Genomic DNA, 18918 nt, shown 5'->3' with positions numbered 1-18918 from the left:
CCAAAAGCATAATAAAATGAAGTGAAATATGATTGAGGGAATAGACATACACGTTTACTTATGGGCGCTATTTTGCGGAGCCATAATTGTTCTCGCCATCAAAGCGAAATCTAATCACACGAAACGAATTGAACAAATTGCTGAAATTCAACGTCAAAAGGAAAACCTTGAAAAGGAATCTGTTGAAAATCAGGTTGCCAAACTTGAAGGTGAGTTAGAAGAAGTGAAAAGGAAAATCACTTCTGGTCAAGAACATTTTAAAACACTCGAGGAATCCACTGAGAAGCTTGAGCTAGAGAGACAATATATCGAAGTTGGATTACTGCCACCTGTTTATAGCTTTGATGACAGAGAGGAACTTAAAGCTCAAATCAATAAATGTTATGCGGATCAGTATCGTGTCATAAGCAGAGGCCTGGCAACAGACGCATACTCAAAATGGGAATGGTTTGGCTGCGAAAAAACTGGTGCACGAATGGTCGAAGATTACCGATATCTTTCGCTCAAAGCATTCAATGCAGAATTTGATGCCATACGAAAAATAATGCGCCATTCAACTTATGATACGGCGGTTAATAAACTACATCGTGTAAACGAACAACTTGGTAAACTGGGCGAGACGGCTAATGTAACCATCTCAGCAGAATTCTTTAACTTGAAAATCAATGAGTTAAACGCTTGGCATCGAGAACTTTTATACAGAGAAAGACAGAAAGCGGAGAGGAAAAAACAACAAGCTATCCTCCGTGAGCAAAATAATCAATCCGGAGATGAAGCCGATGACCTTGAAGACGAAATATCTTACCGGAGCTCTGATCTGAAAAAAGCCCAAGCCTTAGCTTTAAAACTGCACGGGGCAAGCGCTAAAGTCATAGAAGAAAGAATCCAAAAGATGAAATCTGAAATTGCCAAGTTAGAAAATAAATTTCAACGCGCAACCTCGCAAGCACAGATCACAAAGGTCGGCTACATATATGTCATTTCAAACCTAGGTAGTTTTGGAGAGGGTGTTGTTAAAATCGGAATGACTCGTAGACTCGAACCGATGGATCGCATTAATGAACTCGGTGACGCAAGCGTACCGTTTAAATTTGATGTGCACACGATGGCATTTGTGCAGAATGCTCCAGAAATAGAGAAGAAACTTCATAGAAAGTTTGACGAACAACGAGTGAATGTGGAAAACAATCGAAAGGAGTTTTTCAAGGTAAGCCCCCAGCAAGTAAAAGCTGCAATGGACGAACTGAATGTGTCAAGCGACTGGTACTTTGATGTAGAAGCCAAGGAATACAGAGAAAGTATTTTGATTCGTGAAGCAATGAACAAGCAATCGCACGAAAACCTAACTGGGTCAATTCCGGCATCAATATAAGGACATAACCATGCTCATAACAATTATATTATTCATTTGTGCATTAGGAGCATTTTTCTTGTGGAGGAAATCATGCGCAGCGCTTGAAATGGTCGAAGCAGATGGTAAGAAAGTTAGAGATGCGTACTTCCCTGTATCGAGGGCAGAAGACAAGCTAAAACAAATTAAAGAGAAATATTCAGACTTACAGATAAAGTACAATAAGACATTCAGCAGACTACGTGACAACAAAAAAAAGCTTTCATTGTACAACCTTGGCGTGGGTACCTCTGATGATACTTCTTACGCATTTATATCGGAAACGAAAGAAGTCAGAAAAATTGAAGCAAAACTTGCTCAAGTTAAAGAAGACTTAAAGGAAATGGTAAAAAACAAAACAGCTTGTATCTGCAGTATGAGTAAAGACGTAAGAGTTAATGGTCGCAAAGCTGGCGCTACAAAACTATTCAATCGTGAAATAAAACTCCGGATCCGCTGTTTAGATAATGAGTTTAAAGCGGCATGTTCAATGGTTGATTGGAACAACATCAATAGGCTATCTCAACGCGCCCGTGAAACATTCGACGATATAAACAACTCAGGCCGTATAGTTAAGACGCAATTGTCTGAAAGTTATTTCAGGTTAAAGAATAAAGAGCTCCAACTAACATATGAATTGAACCAGATCAAAGCTGACATCAAAGAAGAACAACGTGAGGAAGCACGTATAGCAAAAGAAGCAGAGCGAGAAGAAAAGCGTATAATTGATGCTGCGAATAAAGCTAGGAAAGATCGTGAGATTATGGAGAAGCTGGTTGCGCAGGAGTTGAGCAAACTAGAGTCCAGCTCTGATGAGCAAAAGGAACTGTACGAGCTGCACAAATTGGAACTGGAAGTGTTGAAGAAAAGAGAGGTTCGCGCACAATCGCTCGCTCAACAAACACGAGCTGGTTACGTTTATATAATCTCTAATAGAGTGTCATTTGGGGAGGGGATGGTAAAAATTGGCATGACTCGAAGAGCAGATCCAGATGAGAGAGTCAAAGAACTCGGAGATGCTTCTGTACCAGAACTGTTTGATGTCCACGCATATATATATTCGGAAGATGCCCCCAGTTTAGAGAAATTTCTACATAACGAATTCAGCAAACAAAGAGTCAACCTAGTAAATCATCGCAAAGAGTTCTTTAAAGTGGATGTTCAAAGCGTTGTTAAGGCACTCGACAATTACCAAGAAGATTACGAGATCGAATTGGAGCCGCATAAAGACACTGACACGTTAGCAGTGGCATAGTGGCAAGCTGCTGTGGTAGCTTTTGTATTGCGCTAGCAAGGCGTTACCAACATCTTTCTCTAGCACAGAGCGGTTCTTCGGCTCTAACACGTTTTTGTCCAAAAACGAGTTTGAGCGACCGTCTGTTTCTCGCTCTAAGCGCAGCTCAATCACACATAATTTGCTTGGCTTTTTGCAAACAATGACAAGATTACCTACCCCCTATCTGCAGTAACAATAATAAAGATTGATTGGATTATGCGAGTAAAAGCTTTTTGAAATGAGACTTGAGTTATTAACTTAAAGCGCAAGAATTATAAACCCTGAATAATTTTCATATAAAAATTCAGTAAAATTTTTTATCCATATTATACTTTTTTATTATTGCTGTAATTTTGGATAACTATGTTAAACAATTATTCTGTGCGTACCCGTTTAGCCGTGCTTGCATTGCTACCAATTATGATTTTTTTAATTACATCGTTTTTTTCAATAAACACAATGGGAAGGTTAGTAGCAGGGATTGATAGTTTATACGACGACCGTGTCGTACCACTTAAGCAAATTAAACATGTGTCTGATAATTACGCTGTAAATATTGTTGATTTACTTCACAAGTATCGTGCTGAGTCTATTACCAAATCAGCGCTTTTAGCGAATATTAATGATGCTAGAAATACGGCTGATAATGAATGGAAAGCCTACCTGAGCACACAGCTAACAGCTGAAGAGAAGCGCTTAGTAGACAATGTAGAAAGTAAACTACAGCCCGTGCTTACGCACTTAAATAATTTAATTTTAAGTATTAATAGTGGTGAGTTTTTACTAATCCCACAAAAGCAATTTGTTTATGAGCTTTACCAATTATTTGATCCGCTGAGTGCCAGCTACCAAGCTTTAATTGATTTACAACTTAAAGAAGCAAGTGATTTTAAAGTTAAAGCTGATGAGAATTATCAATTTATAAAATTGATAATGAGTGTGACAATCGCGATATTGATTTTACTGTTACTGATTGTTGCTTACTTTATTTATTCCTCGATACAAAATCCATTAATGTCATTACGCGATACCATAACGCACATTGCGACCAATGCTGATTTAACAGCTCGTGCTGAGGTTCAAGGTAAGAATGAGATTGCAGATACCGCATCTAACTTTAATGATATGCTACTTCGGATCCAAGGTTTAGTAAAAGATATGGCAGCCGCAACGCTGACACTTGCCTCAGCAGCTGAAGAAATGAACTCTATTAGTATTCAGGTTGCCGGTACAGCAACGCAGCAAGAGCAACAATCGGCTATGATTGCAACTGCAATTACTCAAATGAGCAGTGCAATAGAACAAGTTGCTCAAAACGCGCAAACAACCTCCGACAAGGCAACAAGTGCCGACATTAAGGCAGGCCAAGGGCAACAAGCTGTTGCTGATAATATAGAGTCAATAAATACGCTTTCAACTTTAGTTAATACTAATACGCAGCTCATTACAGATCTAAATACACAAACCAATGATATAAACCAAGTTGTTATGATGATTCAAAGCGTTGCTGAGCAAACTAACTTGTTAGCTTTAAATGCAGCTATTGAAGCAGCAAGAGCTGGCGATTCTGGTCGTGGTTTTGCCGTTGTAGCCGATGAGGTAAGGCAACTTGCTCACAATACTCAAAAGGCAACCGCTAGCATTAATGAAATGATCACTAAACTACAAGGCATGGCTCAGCAAGCTGTTAATGCCATGGGTAACGCTGAAAGCAGCGCTAAAGAGAGTGTTGACCATGCTAATTATTCTTCGCAGGTGCTCAGCGAAATTAACCGTGAAGTTACTGAAATTGCAGATATGAATACTCAAATATCAACCGCAACTCAGGAGCAAAAAATGGTCGCAAATGAGCTAAGCAGTAATATTAATGAGTTTAGCGCGAGTATCACGTCGGTTAGCGAAAGCTCACAGCAAAATGCACAGGCATCGCAAGAACTCGCACAGCTTGCGGCAATGCTACAAGGGCAAGTTAATGTATTTAAAGTTTAGGTACTTTCATTTTGCCGCATGTTAGGAGTTATACCTTAAATGAAAGCCTTATTTGCCATCAATTAAAATTATTAATTGATGGCATGCTTGTTACTTTAAGCACTCGTTTGATTTGACAATATATTTATCCAATCACTGGGGTTTGAGAGTATAAACTGATACGAGCTGCCATCTTGCGTGAAAACCTCTATCGCATCAGCTGTTATTGGAACAAGGCCTGCGCCTTTGCCTTTACATTCAACCACTTTTAAAATTGTATCACGGGCAATTGTATATGGCTCTAACCCTAATTTTTCATTAAAAGGTTCAAAATTTAAGTCGGTTTGCGTAATCCAAAACTTTCCGTCCGCTTTCATAACTCCATTTTGAATGGTTGCCATTGTTGATTTAACGACAGTTGATTGCATATTTAAATTCCTTTACACGTGAATATAATTTCAAATTGTTCAACTTCCTTCTGTTTATTATTACAGCTAACTTGATAGCCAAAAGCAAGTTTATTTGTGCACTAACGACACAAAGCCACCTTTTAAATTTAAAAGTTACCCGAATATATTTACCTGCTTTAAACTTTGTGGAATAATCGCTGCCCTCTTAGGGGAGTAGCCCGCTCAGTAATGAGTAAACTTATCAACATAATTGCACCTCATGTGCATGGTAAGTTTGTAATGTTGTAGCAAGCGTTATCGGCGAGACCTAGGTAGACACTATCCTCATGGCGGGAGATAGCTGTTTGCCTTGGTTTAGTATTCCCGCCTGAAGATCATATTAATGGATATTTTTTTAACCTCTACCGTCACTGTTGCCCTTGCTGAAATAGGCGATAAAACTCAGCTTTTATCTTTACTATTAGCTGCTCGCTTTCATAATAAAATAGCACTTATTTTAGGCATTCTCGCTGCTACTATTATTAATCATGGTTTATCTGCATGGTTTGGTGATTGGCTGAGCGGGAACTTTGCCGTCGAATACTTACCTTGGATAGTCAATATCAGCTTTATTGTGGTAGGACTGTGGCTACTTATTCCAGATAAAGATGAAGAAGTGAGCCATAAATACGACCGCTATGGTGCATTTTTAGTGGCCTTAATCTTATTTTTTATTGCTGAAATTGGCGACAAAACACAAATTGCAACCGTGTTGCTCGGTGCACAATATCAATCAGTACTTTGGGTTACGCTGGGAACTACAGTAGGCATGTTAATCGCTAATGTCCCTGTTATTTATGCCGGTAAGGCGTTACTAAAAAGAATTCCATTAAATACCGTAAGAGCGATAGCAGCCAGTGTTTTTGTACTGTTGGGTATTTATGGTTTAGTGACTATGTAGTGATTAAATAGCGTTTAAATCACTCTTTAATCGTTAAAAAATAAAAAGCGCTTAGCTACTTTTATACAAGTTAGTTGTAAGCGCTTTTTATATAAGGGTATATGATTTAGGCGTTATTTACACAATAGCAGCCTTTTGTATCCGCTATTAATAGTGATGAGTTAAATCCGGCCTGTAAATTACTAATAACGGTTTCCACAAAGCCACTACCTTGAGAGCATGCCAGCCCTTCAGATAAAGGCCCTGCATAAACAAACTCACCATTTTTATCAATTAAAACGGCGGCAGGTGTGGCAGGGATCACTGACTTTAAGTCGTTATTCAATAAAAAATTTTGCACTTCAACGCCTTGGTTTGTAGCAAAGCGTTGCAGGGCTGATAAATGAGGCTGTGCTTGAATTGTACAGCCGCAATTCTCTTGCGTAATAATCACAAGTTGAGCACTGTCTTTGTTTTGCCACAGTACTTGGTTTTTAAATTGCGAAAACCAGTTTTGTTGTTTAAGCATATTCCCCTCATCAAAGGGCTTTAGCTGCCCTAGCTGAAAGTAAATAAGTGCCGACACAACAAAAGCAAGCCATATACAAATTAAGCTAATGGTGAAATAACGAGACTTATTTAAATTTTGCAATACTTTGCTCTAATACATCAATACTTACGTCTATCAGCTGCACTTTAGCCGTTAACTGCTCAACTATTTTAGTCTCTTGATACTGATTTTGGCGCATTTGATCTGTACTCATTGCTATTTGCTCTGTATTTCCAGCCTGTTCGGCAACCACTTGAGCTACTGAGTTAGTGCTGGCAGATACCGCTTGAATTTGATCACTCATTGACGAAATATTCTCTTTCATCGTTGCGCTTATTTTTGTTAAATCAACCACAAATTCTACACATTGATTCATCGACTGAGTTGACGTGCGACTATTATTTACCAGATCAGTAAGCGTAGACGCTATTTTGGTTGTTGTTGCTTGGCTGCTATTCGCAAGCGAGCGTACTTCATCGGCAACAACAGCAAACCCTCGGCCATGCTCACCCGCTCGTGCGGCCTCTATTGCAGCATTAAGGGCTAATAAATTAGTTTGGTCGGCTATGCCTGAAATTTCATTGAGTAAACTAGTAATAACATCCCCAGCGGCCACTAAATGACTTAACTGCTCTTCAGTGTTTGTTAACAAGGTGAGTAGCTCGGTGCTTTTTCTGTCGGTTTGTAATACTTCTTCCAGCGCAACATTGGCTGATTCAGTAATGCTATTAACTTGTTGTTTTAAAGTATCGCTTTCTTGTTCAACTAACTTAAAACCATGCGCAACTTGTGCGCCTGAATTAGCAATATCATCTGTTTGCGCGTTTCGTTGCTGCGCGCTATTGGCTAACTCATCATGAACATGAATAAGCTCTTTAGAGTTATTTTTTAAAGAGTCAGACTGAACTTGAACTTGCTTAATCACATCTGATAAGTGCTCAAGCAATGTATTAAAACCAACTACCGCTTTACTTGCTGTGTCATCTGCTCGCATAGAAAGCTTAACTTGATTTGGATCTTGCATTATTTGCTCTGTGGCATAACTTAACGATAGACCCGCACGGCGTTCGCGATTTAATGTTACGGCAATAAAACCAGCTACAAGCGCTTCCACAATGGCATACGCTGCGTGAATAAGCACTGTTGAAAAGGCGAGTCGGTCTGGATCAAATACGTAAAAACCAGTATTTTGTGTTTGCAGGTAGTAAAAAGATAAATGGTGTATAGCTACAAACACAATAGCGGTAATAAACACTCGCCACTGTATGAACATTATTAGCATGGCTAAGAAAATGAATATTTCGAAATGCACTTCAATAAGGCCATAGGCTTGTTGAATATGTAAAAATGAAAACATCATAATTGCAGCCGCAACAACATGCGGTGTCATTTTGCTATCAGGTTGGGTTTTTAAAAGCCAAATGGGGAGCAAACATAACGGTAAGCCGACAAGAAATGCTTCTGTCAGGGTGCCAAAATAAAGACCAATACCTATAGACTCAATAAACAAAAGACTAAAAATAATTGTGAATAACCGACTTACACTAGACATAAAAACCTTAAATTAATTGTGTTCTAATTTAAACACGTTCAGCTGATATTTAAACTCAAAACAGCTAGCTATTTATTATTTCAAATCAAACAAAGTACAAATTATTTGATTTAAAACCGTTTTTAATGCGCTACTTAACAATTGGTAGTATTTGTTTAAAGGTAGACGTCCCTGCTTTTGTTGTCCATTGAAATATGATGGTCTCTACACAAGAGACTATAGCACCGGCTTGACGAAGCTGTTCTAGTGCAATAGCTTTGTGCTCTGTGTTTCTTGATGCTACTGCATCAGCTGCCACAGTGACCGCATAACCCTGCTGTAATAAATCTAAGCATGTTTGTAACACACAAACGTGCGCTTCAGTGCCAATTACAACTATATGTGGGCGATTTAATTGCGCAAGAATATCTAAAAACCCCTCTTGTGCACAGGCACTAAAGTTAATTTTTTCAAAATAGCGAGCATTAGGTAACGCAGATTTTATTTTCTCATCACTTTCACCTAGTCCTTTTTTATAATGTTCTGTAATTATTGAAGGAATTTGATGAATAGCACTTGCTTTTGCTAACTGCAGAGCACAATCTAGCGTGTCGTTAAACGAAGCAATCGCTGGTGCTAACTTACTTTGTAAGTCGATAACTAAAAGTATACTGTGCTCTGCTTTAATATTTCCTGCGTAATTCATACTATGTCCTTACGTTATAATCAGATTAACCTTGTAACACACCAACAAAAATACAACAAACAGTTTACATTTAATGCTTTTTGTAATTTTTGAATTAAACTCATGTTATATTACGCCAACATTTAATACCAACCTTGTTCGTTGTAAGGGTAAGTGCTTTTGAGTAAGTTTTTCTTTATTGTTTATATGTTTATATTTGTTTGCTCGCAGCATAGTTTTGCTTCACAAACTTATTCAGAACAATTACAACGTGTCACTAACAACGAACAATTGTCGCAAAGCTTTATAGTGAAATCACTCCAAGATGACATGGGCTATGTATGGATTGCTACAACTGAAGGTTTATACCGATTCGACGGATACCAAGTCACGCCTTACGAGAGCGAATTGGGTTTAAAAAATAACTACATTAATAGTATTTATAAAGCAATTGACGGCCAAATTCTGGTTAATACTCAACTCGCAGGAAGTTATTTGATTAACCCTAATACCTTGCAAGCAGAGCTAATATATTCAGGGCGCTTAAACCAAAATCAAGAAAAGTTCTCTCCTGTTCAGGCTGTTGCTGAACAACCGGCGCATTTTTATTTTTCTATTGATTCGCACATCTACCGATATGGTAAAACATCAAAAGACCTAACACTCATCTCATCTTTGCCCGATGAAAATATGTTTATTAGAGCATTATCATTATACCAAAACACATTGTATATTGGTGCCGATCAGGGGCTATATGTTTATAGCTTTACCAATAACGACCTACAACAAATAACACTTAACGACATTCAAGAAGTTACAAACGATAGCAACAATGTTAAATTTTTATCCATAGATGATGAGCTCGGTTTGCTAATTGGTACGGTTGAAGGAATGTATCGGATTGCTTTTGATGAAATTAAAAATATAAACCCTTCAGCATTAACAACTTTGATAAGTGACTATAATATTTGGGATTATATAAACACACCGTATGGTGAGTTTATTGCCACAGAAAGTGGGTTATTTGAATTCGATAGAAAAAACACAAGCATTAGCCCTATTTTAAACTTCAAAGATAGTAACTACAACGTAACAGAGAACACGATAAACGATATTATGTTTGATGAGTCGGGCTTACTTTGGTTAGGTTCTAGAACACATGGAATATTTACTTGGGCAGCACAAACAAAAAAGTTTAAAAAAATAACCTTACCTGAAAATAATGTTGTAAACACTATTTACCAAGATAATAGTAAATTACTGTGGATAGGCACTGACGATGGGCTTGTTCAGTATAACTTAGAAACCCAAAAGAGTGACTTATATCTACAATCTAAAGATAGCAAAGCGGTCTATGGCCTATCGGCTATAGGTGATATTTTCCCTGCATATGGCAAAGGCGATAACTACCTATGGCTAGCAACTTTTTCCGGGCTCGATCTCTTTAATAAAGAAACAACAACATTTGAAAAAAACAAATACATTACTCAGTACAAGTTAAATACCGACTATACGTTCGGCATTGCACAAGTTGCACCCGATACTTTTGCTTATATAAACAATGATAACTTTTATATATTTAATGGTAACACAGGCGAAAACCGAGTTATTAATGGACTAAAAGAGCAGGTATCGCCCATGCTTGCATATACGTTTCATACCCCCTCTGAGGCTTTCCCTGGCGAATTACTGTTAAGTACCTCTGACACGCTTTATCGATACAACGAAGAAACAGCGACTTTAATTACTATTTTTAAATCTAAAACAGCAAAAAACAATCTTTACCATACAGTAGAGAATTATTATTACGATGCTAAGCGAGAGCTGCTGTGGTTAGCCACCACCCAAGAAGGCTTAATTGCAGTAAACGCTAAAACATATCAGCAAGTGCATGTATTTGATAAGCACAACTCATTAAATACTAACTCTATTTTTAAACTTATTGCAGATAATAAAGACTTTTTATGGATAAGTACTGATAACGGTCTTTATCAACTTAATTTAGATACGCTTAACATCACCACGTACACAATAAAAGATGGCTTAAGTAACAATCACTTTACAGCACTAGCAGCATTAAGGTTACACAACAACGAGTTAGCGTTTGGTAACCGTAGCGGCGTGCTAATGTTTGACCCAGAGCAATTTGATAATGAACAGCGAAAAATCAATAATAACTTAGCAATTACTAATATTAGTTTGTTTTCACAAGCCCTTAATTACTCCCCTTCAAAATACAGCACTGATCCATTAATGCTTAAGCACGACGATATGGGCTTAACGGTTCGGTTTTCAAATTTTGATTATAAAAATATTAATAAAACCTACTACAAAGTTGAGCTTACAGGCCCTTCGTCTTTGAGCTACAACGATTTAAAATCTAACCAGGTGTTTTTTACTAAATTACAACCTGGTGATTATATTTTGTCTGTGTCTACTCAACAGCGAAATGGAGTGATCACAAGTGACCCCATACAGTTAAAATTTAGTGTAGCTTACGCCCCTTGGCAGTCTCCTATTGCATATACTTTATATTTTATTGCTATTGCTGTTATTTTGTTTTTATTTTTCTGGCAATACCGAAGCCGTAAAATTGCAATTGAACAAGCTCACCGCGCCGCTGTGCACTCTAAAACACAAACTGAGCTGGCACTAAAAAGTAATAAAAGCGGTGTATGGAACTATAGCTTTGCAGATAACTCAGTAAATACAGATAGAGGCGCAGAGCTTGGCTACGAGAACTTACCTGAACGCATCGATATAAGTAGTTTTTTTAATATTATGCATCCTGATGAGCGTCGCAGGCTACAAAGTAAATGGAATACTTTTACAAACCAAACTAAGCAAAAACATTGGCAAGCTACTTATCGTTTACGGCACAAAGATGGGCACTGGTTATGGTTTCATGATTTGGGGCAAACTATTTATAATGAAGACACTAAAGAGCCTCTTTATGTGTCGGGTATTTTTACTAATATTACCGAGCAGCTGGCAAACGAACAACAAGCCAAAATATTAGGCGAAGCATTTAGTCAAATAAATGATTTTTTACTTATTTTAGATGAAGACCTCGTGCCATTTTCAGCCAATAACAGCTTTATGGATGTGTTTTCTGATGAAGGCAGAGAGGGGATTGTTACCTCAAAATTATTTATTAATGCCATTGGTCAAGCTAAGTGTAGAGAGTTTGCAACAATTTTAAAAGCACTTAAACCAAAAGAAAACTGGCGAACAAATGCTTATGTAAAGACCACAAAAGCTGAAAAACACCCTATTCATTTAAGTGCCACAGCCGTTGCTAATGAAAAAGATAAAGTCAGTTATTATGTTATTGTTATTACCGATTTAACAGAGCAAAAACGCGCTGAAAATGAGTTACGCTACCTTGCTAATTACGATGCGTTAACGGGCTTACCTAATCGTAGTTTAATGAATCAAAAAATCGAAAATGCCATTACAAGCGCCGCTAAAGACGATTCGCAATGCGCTGTAATATTTATAGATTTAGATAAATTTAAACCCGTCAATGACTCCTTTGGCCATGCAGTGGGTGACAAACTATTGTGCAATATTACCGAGCGAGTGAGCCAATACTTAGGTGATGACGCTACATTTGGCCGCCAAAGTGGTGATGAATTTTTAGTGTTAGTTGAAAACGTTACCTCAATGGCTTCTTTACAACACACCCTCAACGAAATGAGCAAAGAGCTGGCTAACAAGGTTATTATTGAAGACTTCGCTATTAATATATCAGCCAGTATTGGTATTGCATTGTACCCATACGATGCAACATCGACCGATGCCCTCATACGTAACGCAGATATTGCCATGATGCATGCTAAACAAGCAGGCAGAAATGGATTTCAGTTTTTTAATGAAAAAATGAATGAGCAAATTAAACAAAAGCTAATTCTTGAAAACGACTTAAAAGATGCTGCTAGGGACAATCTGTTTTTTAATCACTATCAACCTATTGTTAATACACTAGATAAAACAATAAGTGGGGTTGAATTACTCATGCGCTGGGAAAACCAAGGCAAACCGGTTTCTCCCGCTTTATTTATACCTATTGCTGAAGAGACCGGCTTAATTGATATGTTAACTGAGCAAGCATTACAGCGTGCAATTACTGAGCTTGCTCCACTTTTGAACATTAACCCGTTGTTTTACATATCGTTAAATTTGTCTCCAAAACATATTTTAAAGGCCAATATAACGCAGCAGCTCAGCTCCATACTAGAAAAAGCACAGATAAAACCACAACAACTTCGTTTAGAAATTACAGAAAACACGCTATTAGAAGATAAATACAAAGCAGCTAAGCAACTAAAAAGCTTACAGGCTGCTGGGTTCAAACTGTTTCTTGATGATTTTGGCACTGGCTATTCATCGTTAACTTATTTGAGTCAATTTCCAATTAATGTGATAAAAATAGATCAAAGCTTTGTTAATAGTATTGGTATTGATAAAGGGAATGAATCTATTATTAAAACGATTTACTCACTCGCTGAAAACTTAGAGTTATATTGCATTGCCGAAGGGGTAGAAACGCGGGAGCATCTAGACTTCTTGCGTAATATAGGCTGTTATCAGTTACAAGGGTATTACCTTGCTCGCCCAATGAGTGCTAGCGATTTAATGAGCCCAGAATGCTTCGAAAAAATTATTGATTTGATATGAAACTAAAAGCAACTTAGTTAAGTCGCTTTTAGGTTTAACGTATTAGTGTATGTGCTTGCATTCGTAGCTTTCTATTTGTAATACGCTGTTGCGCACATTAAATTTATCTGCAAGCAGTTTAATTACCTTTAAGCGGCACTCTTCATCATGTTTTTCTATAGTACAGTGTTGTTTTAGCACAACATGAGCACCAACGATAACCTTTTTGTTTTTACGAATAACAGTGACATTGTGCACATTTGCAACATGTTCCATAGTGGTTATTTCTGTTTCAATATCGGCCACTTTAGGTAACTTAGCTTTATTTGAACGCAACCCCTTGAGACAGCTAATAATGACCTTAATACCGGTAAACAAGACAAAAGACGCAATTAACATGCTCGATAAAATATCAATTACATTCCAGCCTGTTATGTATATAAGTACACCAGCAGCAAAAGTAGAAACCGTTGATATTAAATCAAAAAACGAGTGTAAAAACACGGCATACACATTAATGCTCGCTTTACGGCCTTTATAAAGCACCCATGCCGCTGCGCCATGAAATAAAAAACCAATAGCAGCAATTACCGACATCAAGTAACTATTAATAACCAGCTCATGTCCCCCTTTATGATGCATAAAGCGCTCAGTGCCCTCATATAAAATAAGTGAACTAATGGCTAGGTATAAAACGCCGTTGATCAACCCCCCTATTAGCTCTGCTTTTTGATAGCCATCGTTATAGGTTTTAGCTAAATGAATAGCAAAGCTAGACGCAATGAGAGCAATGAACAAAGAGCTATTATGAACAAACAAATGCCCTGCATCAGCAAGTACTGCAAGTGAGTTTGCGTAATACGCACCCACTAATTGAATCACCATAAATGAGCAGGTAATTGCAAGTGCAATTAACAAACGGCGACGAGAAGCGTGATGTGTGGTTATTTCTGTCATGAAATATAATAGACCTTCACTAAAAATAAAGTAAGCTTATGAAATAAAGCAAATTGGGAAATACGTAATGATATACAGTCACAATTGTAATACGTAGGCCAAATAAACGCACTAAAAACTTAGTAAAACACAAAAAACTGTACTAAAAATAACTAAGCAGATACAAAAAATAATAATTAATTCATAAATATGGTCAGTTATCATATTTTAATGCGGAGAAACCCGTGAGCCATGACTCAAACAATACAATTTGGCAGGTTTTTAATCTAATTAATTTAGCGGTGATTGTTTATGACAATAAAACACATAATTACATCTTAAACCAACATGCCAAAACGTTACTTAACATAAATAGTGACGACGCACTTAGCAGCGATGTTTTTAACAGTATTACGCTTCGCGACTTTAATGATGATACGGTTGTTACCGTTGAGCAATTATTCACATCTACTATAACAGCTGTTTTATTAGAGTGTGAATTCACGCCTCAGCTTTTAAATGTGAACCACTCAATCATTGATGACTCTGTTTCTATGATCACTTTAGAGCAAGACCATAGTCACGCAGAGCAATATAATTTTGACCATATTATTTCAAAAATATCCACCAAACTAATTGATATTCAAAATGACAACATTGATCAACAAATTAACTTTGCACTCAAAGCCATAGGCACCGTTTGTAAAGCAGATAGAAGCTACTTATTTGAATTTAATACCGATAGTGAAACTTTAACCAATACGCATGAATGGGTGAACACCGGCATAACTGCCTACAAAGACAGGTTGCAAAACGTCCCTAAAGCCGAACTACCCTACTTTTTTGATGTAATGAACTTAACACACCTATTTAAAGTTAATGATGTTGCTCAGTTACCGCCAGAAGCGAATTCAGAAAAAGCAGAGTTTGAAGCGCAGAGTATTCAGTCTGTTTTATGTGTTGGCCTGCGCTATGACAAGGAGCTTGTTGGTTTTATTGGCTGTGACTGTGTTAACACAAAACGCCAATGGAGCAAAATAGATTTAATAAGAATCAAGCTCGTAGGCGAAATTATTAATAACGCACTCAAAAACATAAACTATAAAAAAAAGCTGCAGTTAGCCCAAAAACAATTAATTAACGCTAATACAAAATTAAATAAGTTAGCAAACACCGATGCACTTACTGACATTGCCAACCGCCGATTTTTTGATACTTCCCTAAAGAGCGAAATTAAACGCTCTGCAAGACAACACCAACCAATTAGTTTAATTATGTGTGATATCGACTTTTTTAAGCGCTATAACGACAATTATGGCCACCACAAAGGCGATGAAACGTTAAAACACGTTGCTCGTGCATTAAAAAGTTTATGTAAACGTGAGGGTGACATAGCAGCTCGCTATGGCGGTGAAGAATTCGCAATCATTTTACCTGCTACGAATATAGAGCAATGCCATAAATTTGCTTTGTTAATTGAGCAAAAAATAAAAGCACTGAATATTACGCATGAGTTCTCTCCTATTGCCCCTTACATAACACTTAGCTTTGGTTGCTTTTGTAGTTATCCAAATGCAGATACACACACAGAAACCCTAATAAAAAGCGCTGACATCGCTTTATATAAAGCAAAGAAAGCTGGCAGAAATCAAATATGTATTTTTGAATAATAAACAATCATAAATTACTCTTTTCACAATGAAAGTCATATCATTATATTAATAACCACTTTGTGCTATTTAAATGAACAATAAATTGCCCATTTAAATTTATAAATTAAAAACACTTTCTTAGCTTAAGTCATCAGCACTTGGGATAACCACGCCATATAAGTCATTAATGGTTGCTAAGGCACTTTTATGTAGATCAGATGCCAACACATCACTCACTGAAGTTTGTAATGGCCTTGTAGCGCATGCGTCAGCGACTACCGTTGCGTGGTTACCTCTTAAAAATGCACCTTGCGCTGTAAATGTCACACACATGTGGGTCATAAACCCAACAATGATCAATTTATTATTACCAATTACATCTACTTGTTCGCCTAAGTCTGTTCCTACAAAACTATCGGGAGCTGTTTTAACGATAACTTTTTCATCCGCAATTGGCGCGACACTTGAGTGTATTTGGCCTATTTCGGCATTAATATCGTAAGGCGAGCCTTCACCACCATCATGCATAATATGAATAATTTTAGAACCAGCAGCACGTGCATCAGCCAGTAAAATTGCCGCATTATTAAGAGCATCTTGCCACCCTTCTAACTCCATAACACCTTGTGTATAAGTATTTTGATAATCAACAAATATAAGTGTGGCGTTTTTAAGTGAAGCGGGTGTTGAGTCAAGCTCATTAAGTTCACGAAGTGTCATCGTCATAATTTATCCTTTAATACCGAGTTAAATTTAAGTTTATAAGCTATCACGGCTGTGACAGCCGTGTTGCTGCGTTTGCACCGTGACAGCTTATACTTTATAGTCGGTTGCAAATAGTGTCCTAAAGGACGGTAGTCGATGATATTAGGCCAAAATGACATTACTCTATGAACATACCGTTGCGATTGTTGCTTATAACAATATCAGTTTATTTCACCTATCTATTCCGTGTAGTATTTTTGGTGAAGACTTAGACCGCGTGGGCGCTCGTCCATATAAAGTTACAGTATGTACAGAAACTGTAGGTCTGGTGCCAACACTTTCTGGCTTTCCCATAGAAATAAAACAAGACCTGTCAATACTTGAAACTGCTGATACTGTCATAGTACCCGCGTGGTGCGATCCTGATATACCCGCCTCAACAGCTTTACTTAATGCACTTCGCCGTGCACATGCTCGTGGAGCAAGAATGGTAGGTTTATGTTTAGGCGCTTTTGTGCTTGCTGAAGCAGGTATATTGGATGGCAAAACAGCATCAACCCACTGGGTATGGGCTAACGACTTCGCACAAAAATACCCAAAAGTAAACTTTGATAACGATGTACTGTACATTGACGAAGGAAATGTTTTTACCTCAGCAGGCGCCGCTGCCGCAATTGATTGTTGCCTACATTTATTACGTCGTGATCACGGCGCAGATGTTGCCAACAGCGTGGCCAGACGCATGGTTGTGGCGCCTCACCGCAGTGGAGGACAAGTACAGTACATAGAAAAACCCATTCCTCGACACATCGATAGTAACCGTTTAGAGCCGGCTATCACTTGGGCACTAAAAAATTTAACTAAACCTTTAACAATCGATGAACTCGCCAGTAAAGCAAGTATGAGTCGCCGTAATTTTTCTCGACTTTTTAAAAAAGCAATGGGCACTACATTTACACAATGGCTGCTGAGTCAACGTCTAACCATCGCGCAGCAGCTATTAGAAACAAGTAACCACAATATAGATAGAATTGCTAATCAATCTGGGTTTTCATCGAGTGTTAGCTTTCGACAACAGTTTTTAGCCGCTTTCTCTATTTCACCTTCCGCTTACAGAAAGCAATTTAAAAGTAGCGAGCCGCAATAAAAAGTTACTCGCACATACGCAAATCACTTGTTAGCATGAGGTATTATCAAAGGATGGAAATGAGCATGACGAACAATAATCATACGTTAGTCGTTGAAGGTGGTGCAATGCGCGGTATTTTTGCTGCAGGTGTACTTGATGAGTTTTTAGAGCAAGGATATCAACCCTTTAATCGGTATTTTGGAGTATCAGCTGGTGCTACAAATGTGGCAGCCTATTTATGTAAGCAGCCAACACGCAACTACAAAGTGATCACCGATTACTCCTGCAGGCCAGAATTTATTAATCTCGCACGTTTTATCAAAGGCGGCCATCTATTTGATTTAGATTGGCTGTGGCAAGAGACAGTTCGTGAAATCCCCTTGAATACCGACGAATTCTCGCAATCTCCTTACGATTTTTATATTGTTGCAACGGCAATAGATTCAGGTAAAGCTCACTATTTGCAAGCAACGGGCAATGAAATGGTTGAGCAATTAAAAGCCTCTTGCGCCATCCCAATCGCTTATCGGGATTACCCAACAATAAACGGGATCGCAATGACCGATGGTGGCGTTGCCGATTCTATTCCGGTAAAAAAAGCCTATGAAATGGGTGCATCAGAAATAACAGTTATCCTCTCCCAACCTTTAGGCTATCGTAAAAAAGACAACAAAGTACCGTGGTTAACTAAACAACTCTATAAACAGAGCCCAGCGCTTGCAGAGGCCGCCATACAGCGTTCTAAAAATTATAATGACAGTATTGATTTTTTGCACAATGCTCCGTCAGATTGCAAAATAAATATTATTGCACCACCAACAGGGTTTAAAGTCGGCCGCACCACTAAAAATCGAGCTATACTCAATTCAGGCTATCAAATGGGCATAAGTGAAGCTAAAAGTTACTTGGATAACCCTAGATTTGGTAGCAATGGTTATGAGCGATAAAACCATTTCAAACAGATTGCCCGAAGTCAAAATTGCATTTACTCATACACCCAAAGCTATTGAAATTATAAAATATGTTTATGGTGAACGTTACTCAACGTGCTTGAGCATACACAGGTAATACAAGAAGGGTTATTAATAAACAGTATGGACTCAGAAGA

At 37.9% G+C, this 18918-nt stretch carries 14 protein-coding genes and 1 riboswitch; of the genes, 8 read left to right on the top strand and 6 right to left on the bottom strand.

Features of this window, described 5'->3' with window-relative positions; all coding sequences use genetic code 11:
* Positions 1-28: 28 nt before the first annotated feature.
* The 3 genes from PISS_RS18980 to PISS_RS17470 all read left to right on the top strand — a co-directional run bounded on the left by PISS_RS18980 (position 29) and on the right by PISS_RS17470 (position 4655).
* Positions 29-1372, top strand: a complete 1344-nt coding sequence (locus tag PISS_RS18980; RefSeq protein ID WP_058155890.1) for an SNIPE associated domain-containing protein — start codon at positions 29-31, stop codon at positions 1370-1372.
* 10 nt (positions 1373-1382) lie between these two features.
* Positions 1383-2645: an SNIPE associated domain-containing protein gene (locus tag PISS_RS17475; protein WP_058155889.1), complete on the top strand. Its 1263-nt coding sequence runs from the start codon at positions 1383-1385 to the stop codon at positions 2643-2645.
* Positions 2646-3029: 384 nt separating this feature from the next.
* Entirely contained in the window at positions 3030-4655 is a 1626-nt protein-coding gene (locus tag PISS_RS17470; RefSeq protein ID WP_058155887.1) for a methyl-accepting chemotaxis protein, read from the top strand.
* Positions 4656-4750: 95 nt separating this feature from the next.
* On the opposite strand, the gene PISS_RS17465 is transcribed toward PISS_RS17470, so the two are convergent.
* Complete coding sequence (locus PISS_RS17465) at positions 4751-5062, bottom strand: hypothetical protein (RefSeq protein WP_013463090.1); 312 nt, start codon at positions 5060-5062, stop codon at positions 4751-4753.
* A 178-nt stretch (positions 5063-5240) separates the two neighbouring features.
* A riboswitch (yybP-ykoY riboswitch) is annotated at positions 5241-5343 on the top strand.
* A gap of 83 nt (positions 5344-5426) precedes the next feature.
* Here PISS_RS17465 and PISS_RS17460 point away from each other — a divergent pair.
* On the top strand, positions 5427-5984 hold the full coding sequence (locus PISS_RS17460) for a TMEM165/GDT1 family protein (protein ID WP_058155884.1): 558 nt from the start codon (positions 5427-5429) through the stop codon (positions 5982-5984).
* Positions 5985-6090: 106 nt separating this feature from the next.
* On the opposite strand, the gene PISS_RS17455 is transcribed toward PISS_RS17460, so the two are convergent.
* From PISS_RS17455 to PISS_RS17445, 3 genes are all read right to left on the bottom strand, one after another.
* The gene (locus PISS_RS17455; RefSeq protein WP_058155882.1) at positions 6091-6615 is read right to left on the bottom strand and encodes a DUF6436 domain-containing protein; all 525 of its coding nucleotides are present in this window, start codon (positions 6613-6615) and stop codon (positions 6091-6093) included.
* Positions 6599-8065 carry a methyl-accepting chemotaxis protein gene (locus tag PISS_RS17450; RefSeq protein ID WP_058155880.1) on the bottom strand — a complete coding sequence of 489 codons (1467 nt, stop codon included), beginning with the start codon at positions 8063-8065 and terminating at the stop codon, positions 6599-6601. The genes PISS_RS17455 and PISS_RS17450 overlap by 17 nt, the downstream gene beginning before the upstream one ends.
* 130 nt (positions 8066-8195) lie before the next feature.
* Positions 8196-8750: an isochorismatase family protein gene (locus PISS_RS17445; RefSeq protein WP_058155878.1), complete on the bottom strand. Its 555-nt coding sequence runs from the start codon at positions 8748-8750 to the stop codon at positions 8196-8198.
* A 159-nt stretch (positions 8751-8909) separates the two neighbouring features.
* On the opposite strand from PISS_RS17445, the gene PISS_RS17440 reads away from it, so the two are divergent.
* Positions 8910-13409: an EAL domain-containing protein gene (locus tag PISS_RS17440; protein ID WP_083494680.1), complete on the top strand. Its 4500-nt coding sequence runs from the start codon at positions 8910-8912 to the stop codon at positions 13407-13409.
* Positions 13410-13451: 42 nt separating this feature from the next.
* Here the strand turns inward: PISS_RS17440 and PISS_RS17435 are convergent, their stop codons facing one another.
* Positions 13452-14345, bottom strand: coding sequence for a cation diffusion facilitator family transporter (locus tag PISS_RS17435; protein WP_096040852.1), 894 nt, complete (start codon positions 14343-14345; stop codon positions 13452-13454).
* Positions 14346-14569: 224 nt separating this feature from the next.
* Between PISS_RS17435 and PISS_RS17430 the strand changes: the two genes are divergently transcribed.
* Complete coding sequence (locus PISS_RS17430) at positions 14570-15994, top strand: sensor domain-containing diguanylate cyclase (RefSeq protein WP_036955060.1); 1425 nt, start codon at positions 14570-14572, stop codon at positions 15992-15994.
* Between the two features lie 120 nt (positions 15995-16114).
* Here the strand turns inward: PISS_RS17430 and PISS_RS17425 are convergent, their stop codons facing one another.
* Positions 16115-16702, bottom strand: a complete 588-nt coding sequence (locus PISS_RS17425; protein WP_058155876.1) for a cysteine hydrolase family protein — start codon at positions 16700-16702, stop codon at positions 16115-16117.
* A 151-nt stretch (positions 16703-16853) separates the two neighbouring features.
* On the opposite strand from PISS_RS17425, the gene PISS_RS17420 reads away from it, so the two are divergent.
* Together PISS_RS17420 and PISS_RS17415 are read left to right on the top strand one after the other, a co-directional pair.
* Positions 16854-17828 carry a GlxA family transcriptional regulator gene (locus PISS_RS17420; protein ID WP_058155874.1) on the top strand — a complete coding sequence of 325 codons (975 nt, stop codon included), beginning with the start codon at positions 16854-16856 and terminating at the stop codon, positions 17826-17828.
* A 65-nt stretch (positions 17829-17893) separates the two neighbouring features.
* Positions 17894-18757: a patatin-like phospholipase family protein gene (locus tag PISS_RS17415; protein WP_058156112.1), complete on the top strand. Its 864-nt coding sequence runs from the start codon at positions 17894-17896 to the stop codon at positions 18755-18757.
* Positions 18758-18918: the final 161 nt, after the last annotated feature.

Origin of the sequence: Pseudoalteromonas issachenkonii (assembly GCF_002310795.1) — a bacterium.
Classification (GTDB): Bacteria; Pseudomonadota; Gammaproteobacteria; order Enterobacterales; family Alteromonadaceae; genus Pseudoalteromonas; species Pseudoalteromonas tetraodonis.
Note: the sequence above shows the minus strand (reverse complement) of the source record. Positions and strands in the feature narration are given on the sequence as shown.

Excerpts from the sequence above, each read along its gene's own strand:
- PISS_RS18980 (WP_058155890.1), top strand. The coding sequence starts at position 29 with ATGATTGAGGGAATAGACATACACGTTTACTTATGGGCGCTATTTTGC.
- PISS_RS17475 (WP_058155889.1), top strand. The coding sequence starts at position 1,383 with ATGCTCATAACAATTATATTATTCATTTGTGCATTAGGAGCATTTTTC.
- PISS_RS17470 (WP_058155887.1), top strand. The coding sequence starts at position 3,030 with ATGTTAAACAATTATTCTGTGCGTACCCGTTTAGCCGTGCTTGCATTG.
- PISS_RS17465 (WP_013463090.1), bottom strand. The coding sequence starts at position 5,062 with ATGCAATCAACTGTCGTTAAATCAACAATGGCAACCATTCAAAATGGA.
- PISS_RS17460 (WP_058155884.1), top strand. The coding sequence starts at position 5,427 with ATGGATATTTTTTTAACCTCTACCGTCACTGTTGCCCTTGCTGAAATA.
- PISS_RS17450 (WP_058155880.1), bottom strand. The coding sequence starts at position 8,065 with ATGTCTAGTGTAAGTCGGTTATTCACAATTATTTTTAGTCTTTTGTTT.
- PISS_RS17445 (WP_058155878.1), bottom strand. The coding sequence starts at position 8,750 with ATGAATTACGCAGGAAATATTAAAGCAGAGCACAGTATACTTTTAGTT.
- PISS_RS17435 (WP_096040852.1), bottom strand. The coding sequence starts at position 14,345 with ATGACAGAAATAACCACACATCACGCTTCTCGTCGCCGTTTGTTAATT.
- PISS_RS17425 (WP_058155876.1), bottom strand. The coding sequence starts at position 16,702 with ATGACGATGACACTTCGTGAACTTAATGAGCTTGACTCAACACCCGCT.
- PISS_RS17420 (WP_058155874.1), top strand. The coding sequence starts at position 16,854 with ATGACATTACTCTATGAACATACCGTTGCGATTGTTGCTTATAACAAT.
- PISS_RS17415 (WP_058156112.1), top strand. The coding sequence starts at position 17,894 with ATGACGAACAATAATCATACGTTAGTCGTTGAAGGTGGTGCAATGCGC.